Origin of the sequence: Comamonas sp., from assembly GCF_036666375.1 — a bacterium.
Classification (GTDB): domain Bacteria; phylum Pseudomonadota; class Gammaproteobacteria; order Burkholderiales; family Burkholderiaceae_C; genus Comamonas.
The window spans coordinates 41327-62941 of record NZ_JAVWWA010000013.1 but is presented as its reverse complement, the minus strand read 5'-3'; the positions used below and the strand labels follow the sequence as shown (position 1 = coordinate 62941).

Below are 21615 nucleotides of genomic sequence, written 5' to 3'. Positions count from 1 at the left end.
CTCAGGCGTGGGTGGTTGCGTGGAAGCGGACCACGGCCGTGGTCTGCACATGGCGTTTGAGTTCGGGAATGCAGGAGCCGCATTGCGTGCCGCAGCCCAGGCGCTGCTGCAGCTGCAGCAGGCGTTCGCCGTCGCTGCCCGCGCATTGGCCCAGCGTCTGCACGATGCTGTCGAGCGTGACGTTCATGCAGCTGCAGACCTGGGGGCTGCGGGCCTTGGTGCCCGAGGGCGGCATCGCGCCCTGGGTCAGCATCAGGTGCGCGGGCTGGGGCGGGTCCAGCTCCTGGGCCAGCAGCTGCGTGAGCCAGGCGCCGGCGCTGGTGTCGCCCGTGAGCAGCATGGCTTCAAGGCGCAGCGTGCCCTGGTCGTCGCGCTGCAGTTGCAGGGCGCGGCTTTGCTGGCGGCGGCGGTCGCTGTAGCGAATCACCTGGTCGCCGGCAATTCCCAGCAGCTGTTCTATCCGCAGCAGCGCCTCGGCGGCCGGCGGCGCATGGGCCGAGGCGCGCAGCTGCACACCGCTGCGCGTCTGCGCGGCCGCGCTCAGCGGCACCTGGTTGCTGAACGGCACGCAGCTCGCAAACTCGAATTGCCCCATCAGCGCCGACAGCGCCTGGCGCACTTCAAGCACGCGCTCTGCGGGCAGCCAGGCCATGGCCAGCAGCGACCAGGGCAGCGTGGCCTTGCTGATCGACACCGCCGTGTGCTTGAGTTCGGGCTGCTTGGACATGGGGCAGAACGCCGGCTGGGTGAGCGCGTTGATGCCCAGCAGGCGCTGGCCGTCGGCGGCGCGGCCGCTGAGAAACTCGCTGCCCCAGTGCATGGGCATGAACAGGCGCGTGGGCGCAAGCTGGGTGTCGGCTTGCAGTGCGACCAGCAGCGTGCCGCGGCGGCTGGTGAGCCGCACCAGTTCGCCTTCGCCCAGGCCCTGCTGCGCCATGTCCTGCGGATGCATGTGCAGGCGCGGCTCGGCCGCGTGGCTGAACAGCCGGCCCAGCGTGCCGGTGCGGCTCATGCCATGCCATTGGTCGCGCAGCCGGCCGGTGGTCAGGGCGAACGGAAACTCGGCGTCGACCGGCTCGGCCAGCGGCTGGAAGGGCGCGGCATGAAAGCGCGCCTTGCCGTCGGCCGTGGGAAACACGCCGTCTTCATACAGCCGCGCCTGGCCCTGGGCCGCGCCCGCGGCCATGGGCCATTGCTCGGGACCTTGTTCCAGCCGCTCCCACGACAAGCCGGTGATGTCGAGATCGCGCCCCGCGGTGCTGGCGCGGTGTTCTTCCCACAGCGCCTGCGCGCCGGCTTCGGCCGGCTCGACGGGGTAGGGAAACAGCGTGGGCTGGCCGGGGCGCAGCCGCGCTTCGAGCCGGTGGGCGAGCTGCACGGCGATCTGCCAGTCGTGGCGCGCAGCGCCCGCGGCGGGCACGGCGGCGCGCACGCGCGAGATGCGGCGTTCGCTGTTGGTGACCGTGCCCAGCTTCTCGCCCCAGGTGCTGGCGGGCAGCAGCAGGTGGGCGTGGCGCGCGGTCTCGGTGGTGGTGAAGGCTTCCTGCACCACGACGAGTTCCGCGCGTTCCAGCGCGCGCTGCACCATGCGCTGGTCGGGCATGCTTTGCGCGGGGTTGGTGCATGCAATCCACAGTGCCTTGATTTCGCCGTCGGCCGCGGCTTCGAACATCTCCACCGCGGTCTTGCCGGGCTGGGCCGGCACATCGGCCAGGCCCCACAGCGCCGCGACTTCGGCGCGGTGGGCGGCATTGGCGAGATCGCGGTGGCCGCTGAGCAGATTGGCCATGCCGCCGACTTCGCGCCCGCCCATGGCGTTGGGCTGGCCGGTGAGCGACAGCGGGCCGGCGCCGGGCTTGCCGATCTGGCCCGTGGCCAGGTGCAGGTTGATCAGCGCCGCATTCTTGGCCGTGCCGCTGCTGCTCTGGTTCAGGCCCTGGCAGTACAGGCTCAGCGTCGCCGGCGACTGCGCAAACCATTGCGCGGCCTGCAGCAGGTCCTGCTCGGCAATGCCGCATTCGCGCGCGACGCGTTCGGGCGTGGCCTGCGCCACCAGGCTTTCCAGCGCGCCAAAGCCCGTGGTGTGGGCGGCGATATAGCCGCGGTCCACCCAGCCCCGGGCCAGCATCCGCTGCAGCATGCCCTGGAACAGCAGCACATCGGAGCCCGGTGCGATAGGCAGGAACAGGTCGGCGAGGCTGGCGGTATCGGTGCGGCGCGGGTCGGCAACGATCACCTTGAGCGCCGGGTTCGCGGCTTTCGCGGCTTCGAGGCGGCGAAACAAAATGGGGTGGGCCCAGGCGGCGTTGCTGCCGACCAGGAACACGCATTGCGCCTTTTCCAGGTCTTCGTAGCAGGCCGGCGGCGCGTCCGCGCCCAGCGTCGCCTTGTAGCCGGCGACGGCGCTGCTCATGCACAGGCGTGAATTGGTGTCGAGGTTGTTGCTGCCTATCAGGCCCTTGACCAGCTTGTTGAACGCGTAATAGTCCTCGGTCAGCAGCTGGCCGCTGAGGTAGAAGCCGACGGCGTCGGGGCCATGGGCGCTGATGATGCGCGCCAGCTGATCGCTGGCCGTGGCCAGCGCCGCATCCCAGGAAACGGGCAGGGCCGGGCCGCCGCGCTGCAGGCGCTGCAGCGGCTGCAGCAGCCGCGTCTGGCGCGTGACCGCGGCCGAAGCCGTGAGGTGCAGCGTGCTGCCCTTGGTGCACAGCTTGCCGAAGTTCGCCGGGTGCAGCGGATCACCCTGGACGCCGGTGATCTGTCCGTCCCGGGCTTCGATGATCACTCCGCAGCCCACGCCGCAGTAGGGGCAGGTGGAGCGGGTTTGCGTGACGGGGGAGGCGGTCATGGGGAGCTTTGAATGGTGGGGAGGTCAGGCGGGCTTGGTCTGCTCGTCGGCGCTGCCGTCGGCCGGAGGGATTTCGCCGAACATCAGCCGGTCGCGGATCTCGGCAATGCTGCAGCCTTCGCGCAGCAGCTTGAAGTACCAGCTGCCGTCGACGGTGTCGCCGTAGAGGCAGGCGCCGACCAGCTTGTCGTCGGCAATCACCAGCTTCTTGTAGACGCCGCTGGTCGGGTCGCTGAGCACGATTTCCTCGGTGCGGTCCGTGCCCTTGAAGTCGCCGGCCGAAAACAGGTTGATGCCCGTGACCTTGAGCTTGGTCGAGGTGACCGAGCCCTGGTAGCGGCTGATGCCCATTTCCGCGAGGTGGTTGGCCAGCACCTTGCCCTGCTCGAACAGCGGCGCGACCAGGCCGTAGGCAATGCCGCGGTGGGCCGCGCATTCGCCCACCGCGTAGATGCGCGGGTCGGTCGTGGTCTGCAGCGTGTCGTGCACCACGATGCCGCGGTTGACCTGCAGGTAGGCGGCTTCGGCCAGCGAAGTGTTGGGGCGTATGCCCACGGCCATCACCACCAGATCGGCCGGCACTTCGCTGCCGTCCTTGAAACGCACGGCGCGCACGCGGCCGCATGCGTTGCCCAGCAGCTCCTGCGTCTGCGCGCCCATCAGGAATTGCATGCCGCGCTCGTTGAGCGACTGGCGCAGCAGCTGCGACGCGGCTTCGTCGAGCTGGCGCTCGAGCAGCCAGTCGTTGACATGCACCACGGTGACCTGCATGCCGCGCTTGATCAGGCCGTTGGCGGCTTCCAGGCCCAGCAGGCCGCCGCCGATCACCACCGCATGCCGGTACTGCGTGGCGGCATCGATCATGGCCTGGGTATCCGCGATGTCGCGGTAGCCGAGCACGCCTTCGAGCTGGCTGCCGGGAACCGGCAGGATGAAGGCATGCGAGCCCGTGGCCATGATCAGCCGGTCGTAGGCTGCGCTGAGCTGCTCGCCCGCGGCGTTGACCGCGTGCACGGTGCGCGACTGGCGGTCTATCTTGGTGACGGTCCAGCCCGCGTGCAGCGTGATGCCGTTGTCGGTGTACCAGCTCCAGTCGTTGAGCACGATCTGTTCTAGCGTCTGTTCGCCCGCAAGCAGCGGCGACAGCATGATGCGGTTGTAGTTGGGGTGGGGCTCGCTGCCGAACACCGTGATGTCATACAGATCGGGCGCGAGCTTGAGCAACTCTTCCAGAGAGCGCACGCCCGCCATGCCGTTGCCTATCATCACCAATCTGGATTTTTTCATCAGGGTCTTTCCTTGGCCGTTCTGAAAGCGCAAAAGCGTCTGTCCCTGAGCCGCCCGGCTGCAGGGAAAGACGCCTTTGTCATGGGTTTGGGCCCATCGTCGGACCGAAACCGTTGTGACCTTCAGTGGTCACGCAAGGGTTCAAGCAATTTGCGGGCCAGGTCGCGATGGCTGTGCAGAGGGCCCGGGCCGCGAGGCCATGCACCGAGATGGTGAGATGCGCGCTGCATTGGGGTGCAGCGGCCAGGCCATCGCGGTGCGGTGGCGCGGCGCTGGCCGTCAGGCAATCGTCATCAGGCTCGCATTGCCGCCGGCCGCGGCGGTGTTGACGCTCAATGCGCGCTCGATCACCAGGCGCTCTAGCGGCACGGCCGTCGAGCCGCTGGCTGCGTGGCCCATGCTGACAATCGGCCCGGGCCGGGCCGCGAGCGCCTGGCCGGTCTGCAGTAGCGAAGCCGCGTCGCCATGGTGCAGCACGGCATCGAAAGCAGCGTTGGGCGCGGTCCATTCGGGCACCAGGTCTATGGCCTGGCGCACGGCCTGGGGCAGGCGCGCGTGCAGCGCCCGGGCGGCCATCGGCCAGACGGCGCGGCTGCCCACGGCCAGCACCGCGGCCAGCTGGGTCAGCCGGTCTTCGTCGGTCGGGGCAAGACACAGCACGGCGGCGCGCGGCGCCAGCGTATAGACATTGCGCTCGCCCGTGGGGCCCTGGAGTTCGCGGGCGTGCTGGCGCGGCGCCAGGGCCTGCAAGCGGCTGCAGGTCGCGGCCAGCTGGGGCGCGCCGGACTGCGCGGCCCATTGGCGCAGCTGGGCAAATGCCGCGGCCGCATGCCAGCGCGCGGGCGTGGCGGCGTCGGCGGCGGCACCGGTGGGCAGCGCGCGCTGCAGCACGTCATCGGGTCGCTGCGACAGCAGTCGGTAGAGGTACAGCGGCCCGCCGGCCTTGGGCCCGGTGCCCGACAGGCCTTCGCCGCCGAAAGGCTGAACGCCCACCACGGCGCCCACCATGTTGCGGTTCACATAGACGTTGCCGGCGTGCGCCGCGGCCACCACCTGGGCAATGGTCTCGTCTATGCGCGTGTGCAGGCCCAGCGTCAGGCCGTAGCCGGTGGCGTTGATCTGCGCGAGCAGCTGCGCCAAATCCTTGCGGCGGTAGCGCACGATGTGCAGCACCGGGCCGAAGATCTCGCGCTGCAGTTCGGCGATGCTGTCCAGCTCGATCAGCGTGGGCAGCACAAACGTGCCCTGGGCCAGCGCTGCGTCGCCGGCATTCCAGGCGCTGCGCAGCACCTTGCGGCCCTTGGCCCGCATCTGCTCGATGTGCTTTTCTATGCCGTCACGCGCCTGGGCATCGATCACCGGGCCGATGTCGACGGCCAGCTGCGCCGGGTCGCCGATGCGGCTTTGCGCGATGGCGCCGCCGAGCATTTCAATGATGCGGTCGGCGCAGTCTTCCTGCAGGCACAGCACGCGCAGCGCCGAGCAGCGCTGGCCCGCGCTGTCGAACGCCGAGGCAACGACATCGGCCACCACCTGTTCGGCCAGCGCCGACGAGTCGACAATCATCGCGTTCTGGCCGCCGGTCTCGGCCACCAGCACCACGGGCTGGCCGTTGCGCCCCAGGCGCTGGGCCAGCTGGCGCTGCAGAATGCGCGCGACATCGGTGGAGCCCGTGAACAGCACGCCTTGCACGCGCGCGTCGGCGACCAGTGCCGCGCCCACGCTCTCGCCCTCGCCGGGCAGCAGCTGCACCACGGCCTGGGGCACGCCGGCCTGCCACAGGCGGCGCAGCGCATGCGCGGCCACCAGCGGCGTCTGCTCGGCGGGCTTGGCCAGCACCGGATTGCCCGCGGCCAGCGCGGCGCTGACCTGGCCAACGAAGATGGCCAGCGGGAAATTCCAGGGGCTGATGCAGACCACCGGGCCCAGCGGGCGGTGGGTGGCGACGGCGAAATCGGCGCGCGCCTGGGCCGCGTAATACCGCAGGAAATCAACGGCTTCGCGCACTTCGGCAATGGCATTGGCCGCGGTCTTGCCGGCTTCGCGCGCCAGCAGACCCATGAGCTGCGGCATGTCGGCTTCCAGCAGATCGGCCGCGCTTTCCAGCGCATCGGCGCGCAGCGCGGGCGGCGTCTGGGCCCAGCTGTCGGCGGCGCCGGCCGCGGCGGCAAGCGCGGCTTGCACATCCTGCTGCGACGCCTGCTGCACCCGGCCCACGAGGTCCTGCAGATTGGCGGGATTGCGGATCTCCACGCTGGCGCCGCCTTGCGCCGTGATGCCGGGGGCCAGCAGGGGCGCTGCCGACCAGTCGCCGCGCGCCTGCATGGCCGGGGCAATGGCCTGCAGCGTGTGCTCGTTGGACAGATCGAGTCCGCGCGAATTCGCGCGCGCCGCGCCGTAGAGCGCGACCGGCAGCGCGATCGCCGGGTGGGGCAGGCCGTACTCGCCTTCCTCGCGCGCCATGCGCTCCAGCGTCTGCACCGGGTCTTCGACCAGTGTTTCGAGCGCCATGGTCGGGTCGGCAATGCGGTTCACAAACGAGGTGTTGGCGCCGTTTTCGAGCAGCCGGCGCACCAGGTAGGCGAGCAGCGTCTCGTGCGTGCCCACGGGGGCGTAGATGCGGCAGGGCCGGCCGAGGCTGGCCACCACCTGTTCGTACAGCGGCTCGCCCATGCCGTGCAGGCATTGGAATTCATACTGGCCTGGCCGGTAGGTGGCGGGCCCGGCCATCTGGTGAATGGCCGCGACGGTGTGCGCATTGTGCGTGGCGAACTGCGGGAAGACTTCGGCCGGCGCTTCCAGCAGCTTGCGCGCGCAGGCCAGGTAGGCGACATCGGTATGCGGCTTGCGCGTGTAGACCGGATAGCCGTCCTGGCCGTCGACCTGGGCGCGCTTGATCTCGCTGTCCCAGTACGCGCCCTTGACCAGGCGCACCATGAGCCGGTGGCCGCTGCGCCGGGCCAGATCGACCAGGAAGTCGATCACGGCCGGGCAGCGCTTCTGATAGGCCTGGATCACAAAGCCTATGCCGTTCCAGCCCGCGAGCGCGGGCTCGAAGCACAGGCGCTCGAGCAGATCGAGCGACAGTTCGAGCCGGTCGGCTTCCTCGGCATCGATGTTGAGCCCTATGTCGTACTTCCTGGCCTGCACGGCCAGCGCCAGCACGCGCGGGTAGAGTTCCTGCATCACGCGCGCGTATTGCGCGCGGCTGTAGCGCGGGTGCAGCGCCGACAGCTTGATCGAGATGCCCGGGCCGGCCTGCACGCCCGCGCCGGCCGCGGCCTTGCCAATGGCGTCTATGGCCTGCTGGTAGTCGGCAAGGTAGCGCCGGGCATCGCCTTCGGTCAGCGCGGCCTCGCCCAGCATGTCGTACGAGTAGCGAAAGCCCCGGGCCTCGAGGCCCCTGGCATGCTGCAAGGCCGCGCCAATCGTCTCGCCGGCAACGAACTGCTCGCCCATCACGCGCATCGCCATGTCGACACCCTGGCGTATCAGCGGCTCGCCGCCCTTGCCGATGATGCGTCCCAGCGTGCTGGCCAGGCCGGTCTCGCTGTGCGTGGCGACCAGCCGGCCCGTGAGCAGCAGGCCCCAGGTGGCGGCATTGACAAACAGCGAGGGGCTGCGGCCCAGGTGCTGGCGCCAGTCGCCGTCGGCAATCTTGTCGCGTATCAGCGCGTCGCGCGTGGCGGCATCGGGAATGCGCAGCAGTGCCTCGGCCAGGCACATCAATGCCACGCCCTCCTGCGACGACAGCGAATATTCCTGCAGCAGGCCTTGCACCATGCCCGCGCGGCCGCTGGCGCACTTGCGCTCGCGCAGTCCGCGCGCCAGCTGCAGCGCCAGCACGTTGGCGCGCTGCGCGTCGTCGTTGCGCGGGCGCGCGAGTTCCAGCAGGGCGGCCATCACGGCCTCGGGTTCGGGCCGGCGCGTCGCGGCCGTGATGGCGTCGCGCAGCGCGCCGCGGTGTTGCGTGGGGCCGTCGACAAAAGCGGCGGGAGAGGCCGGGGCAGCGGAAATGGACATGGCGAAACTCGGTGAGTGGATAGCGCAATGGTGAACCGGGGAGAATAGAATATTTGTTCGAAATATGTGATTTGGTCAGAATAAAAAACTATTTGTATGGCATCCGATAACGAATCAGTCCAGATCGACCGCATGGACCTGCGCATTCTTGCGCTGCTGCAGGCCGACGGCCGCCTGACCAACCTCAAGCTGGCCGAGGCCATCAGCCTGTCGCCGACGGCGACGCTGGCGCGCGTGCAGCGGCTCACGCGCGAGGGCTATATCCTGGGCTACGAGGCGCGGCTCAACCCCATCAAGCTGGACGCGGGCATGCTGGTGTTTGTCGAGGTGCTGCTGGACCGCACCACGCCCAATGTGTTCGAGGAGTTCAAGGTGGCGGTGCAGCTGCAGCCTGAAATCATGGAATGCCACATGGTGGCCGGCGGCTTCGACTATCTGCTGAAAACCCGCAGCGCCGACATGAACGCCTACCGGGTGTTTGCCGGCAATGTGCTGTGGCAGCTGCCGGGCGTGCGCGAGACGCGCACCTATGCGGTGATGGAAGAGGTGAAGAACTCTTCGCATCTGCATTTGCGGGGGCTGGGTTAGGGACTCTCCCCCTGCCTGGAGCGCAGGCCGTTCATCCTTTGACGCGGCCGGCGGGGCAGGCTCAGGACGAACGGCTTGCTACGCAGCCCCATGCCCCGCCACCCAGGGCAGGGCCAGCGCCGCCAGCAGTTCGATCTGCTGCTTTTCCAGCGCAGTCCATTGCGGCCGCGTTCCCAGCACGTTGAACGTGGCAAAGCAGGCGCCGGCGCGCAGCAGCGGCACGTTCATCACCGACCGCAGGCCCAGCGACAGTATGAGGGGGCTGTCGTCAAACACCTGCTGCAGTGCCGGCTGGCCTTCGCCAATGAAGATCTCGCCGCACAGCAGCAGCTGGCGCGTCCAGGGCGTGAGGCCCTTGCGCTTGCGGCCCGCGACCGGGTATTCGGCAGGGCGCGACGACCAGATGCGCTGCAGGTCTATGGCGTCCGGCGCATCGGCCGGTGGCGCCGGCCATCGCACATGGTTGACGGTGAGCAGGCCGTCGCCCAGCAGGTCCTGGCGCACGCGCTCGATGGTCTGCAGCGCGGCGGCGAAATCGGGCGCGCGCGGCAGCTCGCGGCACAGGGCCCGCGCGGCCGCCGCCGGCAGCGTCAGCGGGACGTTGTCACTCACCCTTGATTCCCAGCTCGCGGATGATCTTGCCGTAGCGCTCGGCGTCGGACTTGAGCACGGCGGCAAACTGCGCGGGCGTGGTCTTGACGACTTCCACGCCGAGGCTGTCCATGCGTGCCTTGACGGCGGGATCGGCCATCGCGGCATTGGCCGCGGTGTTGAGCCTGTCGACCAGGTCCCTGGGCATGCCGGCCGGGCCGAACAGGCCGTACCAGACGCCCAGTTCATAGCCGGGCAGGGTCTCGCCTACCGTGGGCACGCCGTCGGGCATCAGCGCCGAGCGCTTGGCCTCGGTCACGGCCAGCAGCTTGAGCTTGCCGGTCTTGACGTGGGGCAGGGTCTGCGTGCCGGCCGAGAACAGCACCTGGGTCTGGTCGGCCACGGTGTCGACCACGGCCGGCGCGCCGCCCTTGTAGGGCACATGCACCATGGTGATGCCCGCGGCCTTTTCAAACAGCACGGCGCTCAGGTGGTTGGTCGAGCCCTGGCCGGCCGAGGCGTAGTTGAGCTTGCCGGGATTGGCCTTGGCGTAGGCAATGAAGTCCTTGAGGTTGTTGGCCGGCACCGAGTTGCTCACCACCATGGTGTTGATCACATTGGCCAGCTGGGCGATGGGCGTGAAGTCTTCCACGCCCTTGAACGGCATGCTGGCCATCAGCGCCGGATTCATCGCATGCGTGCTCATAGAGCCCACGAGCAGCGTGTAGCCGTCGGGCTTGGCCTTGGCAACCATGTTCGAGCCTATGTTGCCCGAGGCGCCCGCGCGGTTGTCGACAATCACCGTCTGGCCCAGCGACTTCGACAGGCGTTCGCCCAGGGCGCGCGCGAGGATGTCGGTAGAACCACCGGGCGCCCAGGGAACGATCAGCGTGATGGGCTTGTCCGGGTAAGCCGCCGAAGCGGCGCCGGCAACGGCCAGCAAGGCGGTGGCGCACAGGGCGCGGATACGGTGAGAGATCATGGAAGCTCCAGTGGTTGAAAGGGGTAGTCAGCGGCCGACGGCGTAGCCCTGCATGCCGCGCGGATTCGCCGCGGCGCGCAGCAGCAGCCGGCCGCGCGCGTCGCGCTCGCGCGTGCAGGCCGACATGCGGCTTTCCGACCAGGGGTCGCCGACCTTGACCTGGTGGCCCGCGGCGCGCAGGGCTTCGATCTCCTCGGGCGCGAAGCGCGACTCGACGGTCAGCTGGTTGAGCCTGGTCTGGCGCGGCCAGAACGAGGCCGGGAAGTGATCGACATGCCAGGCGGGCGCATCGATTGCCTCCTGCAGGTTCATGCCGTGCACCGCGTGGCGCAGGAAGAAGGCCGGCGACCACTGGTCCTGCTGGTCGCCGCCGGGCGTGCCGAACACCATGTAGGGCTGGCCGTCGCGCAGCGCCAGCGAAGGCGACAGCGTGGTGCAGGGCACGACGCGCGGCGTGACGGTATTGGCCAGGCCCTCGTCCAGCCAGGTCATCTGCAGCCGGGTGTTGATGGCAAAGCCCAGCGCGGGAATCACCGGGCTGGACGACAGCCAGCCGCCCGAAGGCGTGGCCGCGACCATGTTGCCGTCGCGGTCGATGACGTCGATATGGCAGGTGTCGCCCACGAAGACTTCGCGCTGCGCCCATTCGGCCACCGGCGGCAGCGCGGCAAACGTCGGCTCGCCAATGCCAAAGCGGGTGTCGGCAGTGCGCAGCGTGCGTTCGGCCGCGCCCAGATCGGGCAGCTGCGGCGCAATGCCCAGCGGCGCGCCGGCGCGCAGCTCGGCCGAGGCCTGGGCCCCGGTCTGCTGCCAGCGCGCGCGCAGGTAGTCGTCGGACAGCAGCGCCATCTGTGCCTCGCGCTGCGCTGCGGGCGCGTCGCCGTACCAGGCCAGGCGGTCGGCCATGGCCAGCTTCGCGGCTTCGGCAATGCGGTGCACGAAGCCCGCGGTATGCGGCGCGTGCTGGCCCAGGTCGGCGTGGCGCAGCATGCCTATCTGCTGCAGGAAGGCCGGGCCCTGGCTCCAGAAGCCGCACTTGGCCAGCGTGTAGCGGCCGAAGTCCAGCGTCAGCGGTGCTTCCACTGCGGCCTGCCAGTTCGCCATGTCGTCGTAGCGCAGCAGGCCGCCATGGCGTTCGCCGCTGGTGTCCTGCACCTTTTCGGTGCGGTAATAGAGATCGATTTCCTCGGCGACAAAGCCGCGGTACCAGATGTCCAGGGCGGCGTCTATCTGTTCGGTACGGCCCGTGGCGCGGGTCTGCGTTTCCTGCAGCAAGCGCTCGAAGGTGTCTGCCAGCTTGGGCAGCTGGAACAGCGCGCCGGGCTGGGGCACGCGCCCGCCCGGCAGCCAGACCTGGGCAGAGCTGGGCCATTGTTCGCGAAACAGGTCCTGCACCGCATAGATGGCCTGCACCGCGCGCGCGATCAGCGGAAAGCCGTCGCGCGCATAGCCTATGGCCGGCGCCAGCACTTCGGCCAGCGACCAGGTGCCATGGTCGCGCAGCATGGTCATCCAGGCACCAAAGGCGCCGGGCACGGTGGCCGGCAGCATGCCAATGCCCGGCACCTGCTCGAAGCCCATGCGGCGAAAGGTCTGGGCATCGGCTTCGGCCGGCGCCACGCCCTGGCCCTTGATCGACTCCATGCGTCCCAGCCGCTCGCTCCACAGCAGTATGGGCACTTCGCCGCCCGGGCCGTTGAGATGCGGCTCGACCACCTGCAGCACGAAGCCTCCGGCCACGGCGGCGTCAAAGGCATTGCCGCCGCGCTCGAGCACACCCATCGCGGTCTGTGACACCAGCCAGTGGGTAGAGGAGACCACGCCGAAGGTTCCAGTGATCTCGGGACGGGTAGTGAAAGCGCTCATGATTGCTTTTGGTGCGAGTGGAAGATGGCCCAACTATAGAAGCACGGAATAGGCCAGGGTGAATGTCTTTGCATCAGCCCATGCATTGCAGGCTATAGTTCGTTCATGCCCCATTGCCTTCCCGACGTAGAGCGCGCCATAGACGCGCGCCTCAAGCTGCGCCACTACCGGCTGCTGGTCGCGCTGGACCGCTACCGTTCGATCACGCGCGTCGCCGAAATCCTCGGCAGCAGCCAGCCCACGGTCACGCGCGCGCTGGCCGACATCGAGGGCATCTTCGATGCCGTGCTGTTCGAGCGCACCGGGCGCGGCCTGGAGCCCACGGCCGCGGGCCGGGTGGTGATTGCGCGCGCGGCGTATGCGATTGCCGAGAACGACGAACTGCTGATCGAGCTTGACGGCGTGCGCGCCGGACGCCAGGGCCGGCTGCGCGTGGGCGTGCTGCCCTATGCGTCCACGCGCGTGCTCGACAGCACCTGGTCCTATCTGTTCTCGCTGCGTCCCAGGATTGCCACGGTGTCGATGGAGGATGTCACGGGCAACCTGTTTGCCGCGCTGCGCGCGCGCACGCTGGACTGCGCGATCTGCCGCTTTTCACAGAACGACCAGGGCGCGCCGGGCGACGAGGCGATCGAGCAGGTGCTGCTGTACCAGCAGCAGCCGCGCCTGGTCGTGGCCCAGCCCAGCGCGGCGCTGCTCACGCGCTACCCCGAAGTCGATATCGCCAAGCTGTCGGAAATGGACTGGATCTTCCCGCCGGCCGATACGCCGATACGCGGCATGATCGACGCGATCTTCTCGGCGGCCGGGCGGCGCGTGCCCGTGCCCACGCTCGAAGCCTATGCGGTGCGCACCATTGCGTCGGCGCTGCGCAATCTGCCGCGCGGCATCACGGTGCTGCCCGACGACATTGCCCAGGCGGTGTGCGTGGGCGGCGCGGCGCAGGTGCTAGAGCAGCCGCTGCCCTGGAGCCTGCCGCCCGTGGGCCTGGCCTGGCTGCGCAATTCACCCAAGGTCGATCTGATCGATGGGCTGAGGCAGGCGATTCTTTCGCGGCAGGGTCAGGACGTTTAAACGGCTGCGCTGAGCTTGAGCGCAGGCCGTTCATCCTTCGACAAGCTCAGGACGAACGGGAATACAAGCTCAGGACGAACGGGAATGCCGGAACGCGCTGCTGGCTTGAGGACAGGCCGTTCATCCTTCGACGGGCTCAGGACGAACGGGATTTTGAGGCTCGCAGTTTCCTCAGGCGGGCAAGAAGCTCGGCTTACAGCCCCATCGCATCGAGCGCCGGCGGGCGCAGCAGGTCCTTGTCGATTCCCATGACTTCGCTGGCGCGCTCCATGGCCGTCCATAGCTCCGAGGGCATCTTGAGTATTTGCTCGGGCGTGTCGGCCTGGGCGATCCAGGCACCGATCTCGTGGTGCTGTTCGGGCGTCAGCAGATCCAGGTGCAGCATTTCGTCAATGGTTTTCATGGGATCGGCGATTCTCGAATTGCAAGGATGCCGCGTCAGCTTGCGCTGTACGGCCTGAGCTCCAATATACCGCCGTCCCGTGATGCTCCGGCGCTTCAGGCGGCTTTTTCCACATGCGCCTGGCGCGTGTAGAGAAAATCCATCACCGCCTGGCGGCAGCGCAGGTACTCGGGGTCGCTGGCCAGCTCCACGCGCCTGCGCGGGCGGGCGATGTCGACGCTGAGAATTTCGCCTATGCGCGCGGCCGGGCCGTTGGTCATCATCACGATCTTGTCCGACAGCAGCACGGCCTCGTCGACATCGTGCGTCACCATCACCACGGTGCTGCGCGTGCGCGCGACGATCTCCAGCAGCTCGTCCTGCAGCTTGGCGCGCGTGAGCGCGTCCAGCGCGCCGAACGGCTCGTCCATCAGCAGCACCTGGGGTTCCATCGACAGCGCGCGCGCAATGCCCACGCGCTGCTTCATGCCGCCCGAGATCTCGCCCGGGCGCTTGTCGCGCGCATGGCCCAGGCCCACCAGGGCCAGCGCCGCGTCGCTGCGTTCCTTGAGCTGGGCCTTGCTTTCCTTTTGCGCGAACACCCGCTCCACGGCCAGGTGCACGTTCTCGTAGCAGGTCAGCCAGGGCAGCAGCGAGTGATTCTGGAACACCACGGCGCGCTCGGGCGACGGGCCCTGGATCTCGCGGTTGGCGCACAGCAGCACGCCGCTGCTGGGCGTGGTCAGGCCGGCAATCAGATTGAGCAGCGTCGATTTGCCGCAGCCCGAGTGGCCGATCAGCGCGACGAAGTCGCCCTTGGCAATGCGCAGATCGATGTTCTCCAGCGCCAGGAACAGGCCCTTGGCGGTCTTGAAGCTCTGCGAGATGCCTTGCAGTTCAATGAATTTGTCGCTCATGACTTCACCTCTTCATAAGTAAATGCCTTGGCGATCTGCACCAGCAGCAGCTCCAGCGCCAGACCCACGATGCCGATCACGCCAATGGCGATGATGATGTTCATCACGTTGAGGTTGTTCCACTCGTCCCAGACCCAGAAGCCTATGCCCACGCCGCCGGTCAGCATCTCGGCGGCGACGATCACCAGCCAGGCCGTGCCCACGGCCAGGCGCACGCCGGTCAGCATGTAGGGCAGCACCGAGGGCAGCAGGATCTTGGTGGCGATCTTCCATTCGGACAGGTTGAGAACGCGCGCCACGTTCATGTAGTCCTGGGGCACGCGCTGCACGCCTATGGCGGTGTTGATCACCATGGGCCAGATCGAGCAGATGAAGATGGTCCAGATGGCCGCGGGATTCGCGCCCTTGAACACCAGCAGGCCTATGGGCAGCCAGGCCAGCGGCGACACCGGCTTGAGCAGGCTGATGATGGGGTTGAACATCTTCGACAGGAACTTGAAGCGCCCGATCAGAAAGCCCGCAGGAATGCCGACCAGCGCCGCCAGGCCAAAGCCTATGGCCACGCGCTGCAGCGAAGCGAGCACGTTCCAGCCCACGCCCTGGTCGTTCGGACCGTTGCTGTAGAACGGGTCGCTGAACAGCTTGACGGCCTGGTCAAAGGTCGCGGCCGGCCCGGGAATGCTCGCGCCGGTGGCCATGGAAATGCCGGCCCAGGCCAGCGCCAGCAGCGCCAGTCCCAGCAGCGGCGGCACGGCCGCCTTCACCAGCGCCTGGGCCTTGAGCGCCAGCGGGCCTGGCGGCCGGGCGCCGGCCGGTCTTGCGGCCACGGCATGGGCCGCATGTCCGGCCGCGGGCAGTGCAATTTCCGCCACGGGTTCGGCGCTCTCGTGCGGGCGGGCGTGGGGCGCGCCCAGCGCCGCGGCGCTGGGCGACAAAGTATGTGTGTTCATCGTGCTTCTTCCGTTGAAACCGGGGGCCGGGCGCTGGCGTCAGGCCTTGATCTTGAAACTGTCGGCGTACTTCTGCGGCTGCGTGCCGTCCCAGACCACGCCATCGATCAGCTTGCTGCTGCGCATCTCGCTCTTGGGCAGCGGCGTCTTGGAGGCCGTGGCCGCCTCCTTGTAGAGGGCGGTGCGGTTGATGGCCTTGGCCACGCCCAGGTAGTCGGGATGGTCCTTGAGCAGGCCCCAGCGCTTGTGCTGGGTGAGGAACCACATGCCGTCGGACAGGTAGGGGAAGTTCACCGCGCCCTCGTTGTAGAACTTCATGTGGTTGGGATCGTCCCAGGTCTTGCCCATGCCGTCCTGGTAGCGGCCCAGGATGCGCTGGTTGATCGCGTCGACGCTGGTGTTCACATAGGACTTGGCGGCAATGGTCTCGGCCATCTGGTTCTTGTTGGCCAGGCTGGCATCGATCCAGCGGCCGGCTTCCAGAATGGCGGCGGTGACGGCGCGCGCGGTGTTGGGGTACTTGTCGGCGAACTCGGCCGTCGTGCCCAGCACCTTCTCGGGGTGGTCCTTCCAGATTTCCTGGGTGGTGGCGGCCGTGACGCCTATGCCATCCATGATCGCGCGGTGGTTCCAGGGCTCGCCCACGCAAAAGCCGTCCATGTTGCCGACACGCATGTTGGCCACCATCTGCGGCGGCGGCACGGTGATGACCTTGGCATCCTTCATGGGGTTGATGCCGTTGGCCGCGAGCCAGTAGTAGAGCCACATCGCATGCGTGCCCGTGGGGAAGGTCTGGGCAAAGGTGTATTCGCGCTTCTCGCTGGCCATCAGCTTGGCCAGGCCCGCGCCGTTCACGGCACCCTTGTCGGCCAGCTTCTTGGCCAGCGTGATCGCCTGGCCGTTGTTGTTCAGGTTCATCAGCACGGCCATGTCCTTCTTGGGGCCGCCCAGCCCCAAGTGCACGCCGTAGACCAGGCCGTAGAGCACATGGGCGCAGTCGAGTTCGCCGTTGACCAGCTTGTCGCGCACCCCGGCCCAGCTCGCTTCCTTGGTCGGAATGATCTTGATGCCGTATTTCTTGTCTATGCCCAGCACCGAAGCCATCACCACGCTGGCGCAATCCGTGAGCGGAATAAAGCCTATCTTGACTTCCTTTTTCTCCGGTGCATCGGAGCCCTGGGCATGGACCAGCGCGCGCAGGGCAGGGGAGATGCCGGCGGCACCCACGGCGGCGGCTTGGAGAACGGTGCGGCGCGGAAGTCCGGTTTTCATCAGGTCGGGCATATGCAGTCTCGGCAAAAAGTGGCGAAAAAAAAGGCGCCCGCATCCTGCGCGCAAGCCATGGGCTGTACGTGCAGTGATGGGGACGCCTTTGTCCGGTGACGGGCAATCAGTCGTTGATTGCCTGTCGGTGGGGTCTTCGTTGACCTTGTTTCTTTCTAAGCAGCTTCCGTGCCAGCTGAGTTTTTAGTGTTTTCCCAAGGAAGCGGCGCGAATCACGGGTGGCCGGGGCCTGGTGCGCGCGCCATTTCTGTGCGCCTGCGCTGAATCGGGGCATTCAGCCCAGAAGTTCGGCCGCGTCTATCATCCGCTGGGCGATCTGCACCATCTTGATGCCCTTGTCCATCGCGAGCTTGCGCAGCCGGTCGTAGGCTTGCTTTTCACTCAGCGCCTGGCGCTCCATCAGAATGCCCTTGGCGCGGTCAATGGTCTTGCGGTCCTTGAGCTCGTCGCGCGCATCCTGCAGCTCGGCGCGCAGCGACTGCTCATGCTTGAAGCGCGCCATCGCCACCTGCAGGATGGGGCGTATGCGCTGCGGCGCCAGGCCTTCGACGATATAGGCACACACCCCCGCGGCCACGGCGTCGCGCACATGGGTGGTGTCGGGGTCGTTGGTGAACAGCACGATGGGGCGGCGCTCGTCGCGCGTGGCCATGACCACATGTTCGAGCGCGTCGCGGGCTTCGCTTTCGGTGTCGACGATGATCAGATCGGGGCGCAGCTGGGCAATGCGCTCGCTGAGAAACACATCGGCGGGCAGCGTGGCAACGATGTCATATTGCGCTTCGAGCAGCCCCACGCGCAGCGAGCGCGAGCGTTCGAGCTGCAGGCGCACATGCTCTTCCTGCTCGTCCAGCAGGGCCAGATCCGGAACAATGACCACGATGCGCAGGGGATGGCTCATGCAATGACACAAGCAAGAAAAGTGCCATTTTGTGCCGAGGCAGGTCCCGCACGGGCACTCTAAGCTGTACGTTCATGGTTCGACGGGGCCGCGGGATCAACGGGGAAACCGTTCATGGTGAGCCTGTCGAACCATGAACGTCCTGTCCTCAAAATGGCGGCCCGGTGACAAAAGCAGTGCGAAAGGCGTGCTCCTACTTGCGCAAAAACGGCAGCGGCACATCCGCCGGTATCGGGCAGGCATAGGGCTGGCCCTGGCGGCGCTCGAGCAGCTCGGCCTTGGCGGCGGCAATCAGCGCCGGGTTGGCAATCAGTTCCACCGCCGTCGCGGTCAGCACCTTGGCCGCATGCACCATGCCCGCGTGCGCCAGGCCCGACTGGCCTTGCGAGACCATCTGCCACGAATGCAGCGGCGTGCCGAACGCATAGCAGGCGACCCAGGCCTGCACCGTGGGCGTGATCCAGCTGACATCGGCCACATCGGTGGAGCCAAACATGGTCTCCTGCGCCTTGGGGTCATAGGGCGCGAGGCCTTCGAACACCGCCGGCACCTTGCCGCGCAGCACCGCGGCCAGCGGGCGGCTCACCGAGTCGAGGTCGTTCGGGTCCAGCGTGGCCTGGAAGTCGCTGGCACGCTTTTGCTCGCGCTCGTCGAGCTGCAGCTGGCCCAGCGCCTGCATCTGCGCGTACATCACCTGGTTGAGCGTGGTGTTCTGCAGCAGGTTGGAGCAGGCCTTGTCGAAAACGATCTCCAGGCGGCAATCGGTCATCAGCGCCGCGCCGCGCGCGACGTTCTTCACGCGCTCGTAGAGTTCGGCGGCCTCGTGGTTGCGGCCGGCGCGAATCAGGTAGAGCACTTCGGCGCGCGCCTGCACCACATTGGGCGACATGCCCCCCGAATCGGTGACCGCGTAGTGCACGCGTGCGTCCGAAGGCATGTGTTCGCGCAGGTAGTTGACGCCCACGTTCATCAGCTCGACGGCGTCCAGCGCGCTGCGCCCCAGGTGCGGCGAATGCGCGGCATGCGAGGCCTTGCCGTGGAAGATGAACTTGGCCTGGATGTTGGCCAGCGTGTTCTGGCTGAACACGGCCGTGAAGCTCGCGGGGTGCCAGGTGAGCGCGGCATCGACATCATCGAACACGCCCGCGCGCGCCATGAAGGTCTTGCCCGAGCCACCTTCCTCGGCGGGGCAGCCGTAGTAGCGGATGCGCGCCTTCTGGCCGCTGGCCTGCAGATGAGCCTGGAGCGCGATGGCCGCGAAGTGCGCGGAAGTCCCCAGCAGATGGTGGCCGCAGCCGTGGCCCGCCAGGCCCGGGCTGTCGACCGAGGGCGTGCAGACCAGCGCGCCGCTTTGCTGGTTCAGGCCCGACAGCGCGTCGTATTCGCCGAGGAACGCAATGGCCGGGCCGGCGTCGCCCCATTCGGCCAGGAAGGCCGTGGGAATGCCGGCGACATTGCGCGTGATGCGAAAGCCCGCGCTGGCCAGCGCATCGATGTGCAGCTGGGCCGACGACATCTCGGCGTAGCGCAGCTCGGCCAGCGACCAGATCTGGTCGGCGAGCGCGGTCATGCGCGGGGTCTCGCGCGTGAAGAAGTCCTGCAGTTGGTGGATTGCGGTCATGTGCGTTGTCTCCTGGCGCTGCGGTGTCATTCGGGCTGGATTCCGGCCTTGTCGAGCTGGGCCTTGTTGCGCTGGATGTCGGCCGCGATCTGCGCGGGGAACTTGCTCTGGTCCATGTCGGTGGCCTGCGCGCCCAGCGCCTGCAGGCGCTTTTGCACGTCGGGCAGGTGGGCGGCCTTCACCGCCGCGTCCTGCAGCTTCTTCACCGTGGCCGCGGGCGTGTTCTTGGGCACGACGATGCCGAACCAGCTGATGCCCAGCGCGTTCAGGTCGTCGTAGCCCAGCTCCTTGAACGTCGGCACGTTGGGCAGATCGGGCGAGCGCGCCGTGGCCGACAGCGCGACCGGAATCAGCTTGCCGCCCTTGATCTGCGGCAGCGCCGAAGGCAGCTGATCGGTCATGACCTGCACCTGGCCGGCAAGCGCGTCATTGAGCGCCGGGCCGTTGCCGCGGTAGGGCACGATCTGGATGTCGGTCTTCATGGTGTCGTTGAACGCCGCCAGCATCAGATGGCCCAGCGTGCCCACGCCCGGCACGCCGGCGCTGAAGGCACCGGGCTGGGCGCGGATCTTGGCCAGGAAGTCGGGAAAATTGTTCACGCCCATCTTGGGGTGGGCCATCCACACCGAAGGCATGGTCACTAGGTTGGCGACGGGCAGCAGCTTGGCTCCCAGACCCTGGGCGCGGGTGTAGAGCAGGGGGTTGATGGTCATGGTGCTGACGGTGGCCATGCCCACGGTGTAGCCATCGGCCGGCGCCTGGGCCACGGCTTCGGTGCCAATGAGCCCGCCCGCGCCGCCGCGGTTGTCGACGACCACGGGCTGGCCCAGCGTGCTGCGCATGCCTTCGGCCAGCACGCGCGCCACGATATCGGTGGAGCCGCCGGCCGCGAACGGCACGATCAGCTTGATGGGCTTGCTTGGATAGTTGTCGGCCGCCTGTGCGCCCAGCGGCAGCGCAGCGCACAGCGTGCTCAAAGTGACGGCGCCCAGGCATTGCAGCGACAGGCGTTGGGTGGGGCGGGACAGGGCGCTCATGGGACTTTCCTTTGGACGGGCGAAACGCGGCAACATGCACAACCGGTAGTCAGGTCATGCAGGCAAGACATGAACTATAGAAAAAAAGCCGTGCGCCGGGCTCACCGAAACAGGGGGTAGCCATAAGCATTGCCGATAGCTCCTGGCCCAGGTTTGCGTTCAGAATGGAGGCCAGAACCGCTTTTATCGTGCTCCTGTGAATCTCCCCGAGAACGGCCCTGAAGGCCAAGTGCTGTTTTCCCGGCTCGCCAAGCAGGGCCGGCTGCGCCAGTTGCAGCTGCTGCTGGCGCTGGCCCAGTGCGGCTCCATCGTGCGCGCGGCTGCCCACCTGCACATGAGCCAGTCGGCGGCCACGCAGGCGCTGGCCGAACTCGAACGCGTGCTCGACATGCGGCTGTTCGAGCGCCATGCGCGCGGCATGCGGCCCACGCTGGCCGGTCAGGCGCTGACCGACGCCGCGCGCGGCGTGATGACCGAGCTGGAAGAAGCCGCGCAGACGCTGGCCGCCATCCGCATGGGTGCCTCGGCGGCGCTGCGCCTGGGCACCATTCCCGCGGCCGCGCAGGCCATACTGGCGCAGCTGCTCACGCGTTTCTACGGGCTGCATCCGCTGGTGCATATCGATGTCCAGGAGGGCTCGGCGCTGCGGCTGCTGCCGCAGCTGATCAGCGGTGGACTCGACGCGCTGTTTTGCCGCGCGCCCGGCTTGCTGCCCGATGCGTTCGAGTTCGAGCCGCTGCTGGGCGACGAAGCCGTTGTGGTCGCCTCGCATGCACATCCGCTCGTGGGCCGGCCGCAACTGCAGCTTTCCGATCTGGACAGCGCGCGCTGGGTGCTGCCGTCTGCGAACATCGCCGTGCGCGATATCTTCGAGCGCGACATCCTGAGCCGCCTGCCGCAGGCGCAATGGTTTCCCGTGGCCACCATGTCGCTGTCGGTGCTCGAAGGCCTGTTGGGCCAGCCGCAGGCGGTGTCGCTGATGCCGCGCAGCATTGTCGACCACCTGGGGCCGGACGGCCGCGGCGCGCGCTTCGCGGTGCTCGACCTGCAGCCGGGCAGCTTCCAGTCGGCGCTGCCGCCGCTGGGCGTGGTGTTCGCGCGCGAAGCCGCGCCGCAACTGCTGGGCGAAATGCTCCGGCTGTGGCGCAGGCCGGGGATCTTGTAGCGCATCTCGCGCAGCATGGCGAGGTCTTGCTTGTCGCCCTGCAGCGGTGGTTTGTTGCCGCATCCGCATATTCCCGAAGGATTTTCCAGCCCGCCATGG

Annotated in this window: 15 protein-coding genes and 1 pseudogene; 3 read left to right on the top strand and 13 right to left on the bottom strand. The window is 67.9% G+C overall.

Translation table 11 applies throughout. The annotated features are described in order from the left end of the window. Position 1: 1 nt before the first annotated feature. From RR928_RS05245 to putA, 3 genes and pseudogenes are all read right to left on the bottom strand, one after another. Positions 2-2848 carry a nitrate reductase gene (locus RR928_RS05245; RefSeq protein ID WP_332539570.1) on the bottom strand — a complete coding sequence of 949 codons (2847 nt, stop codon included), beginning with the start codon at positions 2846-2848 and terminating at the stop codon, positions 2-4. A 27-nt stretch (positions 2849-2875) separates the two neighbouring features. Continuing rightward, positions 2876-4135: pseudogene (locus RR928_RS05240) on the bottom strand (NAD(P)/FAD-dependent oxidoreductase); the annotation flags it as partial. A gap of 279 nt (positions 4136-4414) precedes the next feature. Then, positions 4415-8158: a trifunctional transcriptional regulator/proline dehydrogenase/L-glutamate gamma-semialdehyde dehydrogenase gene (gene putA / locus RR928_RS05235; RefSeq protein ID WP_332681679.1), complete on the bottom strand. Its 3744-nt coding sequence runs from the start codon at positions 8156-8158 to the stop codon at positions 4415-4417. A gap of 96 nt (positions 8159-8254) precedes the next feature. On the opposite strand from putA, the gene RR928_RS05230 reads away from it, so the two are divergent. Beyond that, complete coding sequence (locus tag RR928_RS05230; protein ID WP_332539437.1) at positions 8255-8746, top strand: Lrp/AsnC ligand binding domain-containing protein; 492 nt, start codon at positions 8255-8257, stop codon at positions 8744-8746. Between the two features lie 78 nt (positions 8747-8824). Here RR928_RS05230 and RR928_RS05225 read toward each other — a convergent pair whose 3' ends face one another. From RR928_RS05225 to RR928_RS05215, 3 genes are read right to left on the bottom strand one after another with little or no spacing between them, the layout of a single operon-like run. Further along, a complete protein-coding gene (locus RR928_RS05225; RefSeq protein WP_332539436.1) occupies positions 8825-9358 on the bottom strand; it encodes a GAF domain-containing protein in 534 nt (177 codons plus the stop codon). Beyond that, positions 9351-10319 carry a Bug family tripartite tricarboxylate transporter substrate binding protein gene (locus RR928_RS05220; protein ID WP_332539435.1) on the bottom strand — a complete coding sequence of 323 codons (969 nt, stop codon included), beginning with the start codon at positions 10317-10319 and terminating at the stop codon, positions 9351-9353. Before RR928_RS05220 ends, RR928_RS05225 begins: the two co-directional genes overlap by 8 nt. A 27-nt stretch (positions 10320-10346) precedes the next feature. Further along, entirely contained in the window at positions 10347-12185 is a 1839-nt protein-coding gene (locus RR928_RS05215) for a gamma-glutamyltransferase family protein (RefSeq protein WP_332539434.1), read from the bottom strand. Between the two features lie 105 nt (positions 12186-12290). Between RR928_RS05215 and RR928_RS05210 the strand changes: the two genes are divergently transcribed. Continuing rightward, positions 12291-13259, top strand: a complete 969-nt coding sequence (locus RR928_RS05210) for a LysR family transcriptional regulator (RefSeq protein WP_332539433.1) — start codon at positions 12291-12293, stop codon at positions 13257-13259. A gap of 193 nt (positions 13260-13452) precedes the next feature. Here the strand turns inward: RR928_RS05210 and RR928_RS05205 are convergent, their stop codons facing one another. The 7 genes from RR928_RS05205 to RR928_RS05175 all read right to left on the bottom strand — a co-directional run bounded on the left by RR928_RS05205 (position 13453) and on the right by RR928_RS05175 (position 20351). Next, positions 13453-13662: a hypothetical protein gene (locus RR928_RS05205; RefSeq protein WP_332539432.1), complete on the bottom strand. Its 210-nt coding sequence runs from the start codon at positions 13660-13662 to the stop codon at positions 13453-13455. Positions 13663-13757: 95 nt separating this feature from the next. Beyond that, complete coding sequence (locus tag RR928_RS05200) at positions 13758-14558, bottom strand: ABC transporter ATP-binding protein (RefSeq protein WP_332539431.1); 801 nt, start codon at positions 14556-14558, stop codon at positions 13758-13760. Beyond that, positions 14555-15508, bottom strand: a complete 954-nt coding sequence (ntrB, locus tag RR928_RS05195; RefSeq protein WP_332539430.1) for a nitrate ABC transporter permease — start codon at positions 15506-15508, stop codon at positions 14555-14557. The genes RR928_RS05200 and ntrB overlap by 4 nt, the downstream gene beginning before the upstream one ends. 39 nt (positions 15509-15547) lie before the next feature. After that, complete coding sequence (locus RR928_RS05190; protein WP_332539429.1) at positions 15548-16792, bottom strand: CmpA/NrtA family ABC transporter substrate-binding protein; 1245 nt, start codon at positions 16790-16792, stop codon at positions 15548-15550. A gap of 274 nt (positions 16793-17066) precedes the next feature. After that, on the bottom strand, positions 17067-17693 hold the full coding sequence (locus RR928_RS05185; RefSeq protein WP_332539428.1) for an ANTAR domain-containing response regulator: 627 nt from the start codon (positions 17691-17693) through the stop codon (positions 17067-17069). A gap of 193 nt (positions 17694-17886) precedes the next feature. Further along, the gene (locus RR928_RS05180) at positions 17887-19314 is read right to left on the bottom strand and encodes a M20 family metallopeptidase (protein WP_332539427.1); all 1428 of its coding nucleotides are present in this window, start codon (positions 19312-19314) and stop codon (positions 17887-17889) included. Between the two features lie 26 nt (positions 19315-19340). Further along, positions 19341-20351, bottom strand: coding sequence for a tripartite tricarboxylate transporter substrate-binding protein (locus RR928_RS05175; protein WP_332539426.1), 1011 nt, complete (start codon positions 20349-20351; stop codon positions 19341-19343). A 196-nt stretch (positions 20352-20547) separates the two neighbouring features. Between RR928_RS05175 and RR928_RS05170 the strand changes: the two genes are divergently transcribed. Further along, positions 20548-21516, top strand: a complete 969-nt coding sequence (locus RR928_RS05170; RefSeq protein ID WP_332539424.1) for a LysR family transcriptional regulator — start codon at positions 20548-20550, stop codon at positions 21514-21516. The last annotated feature ends 99 nt before the right edge of the window (positions 21517-21615 follow it).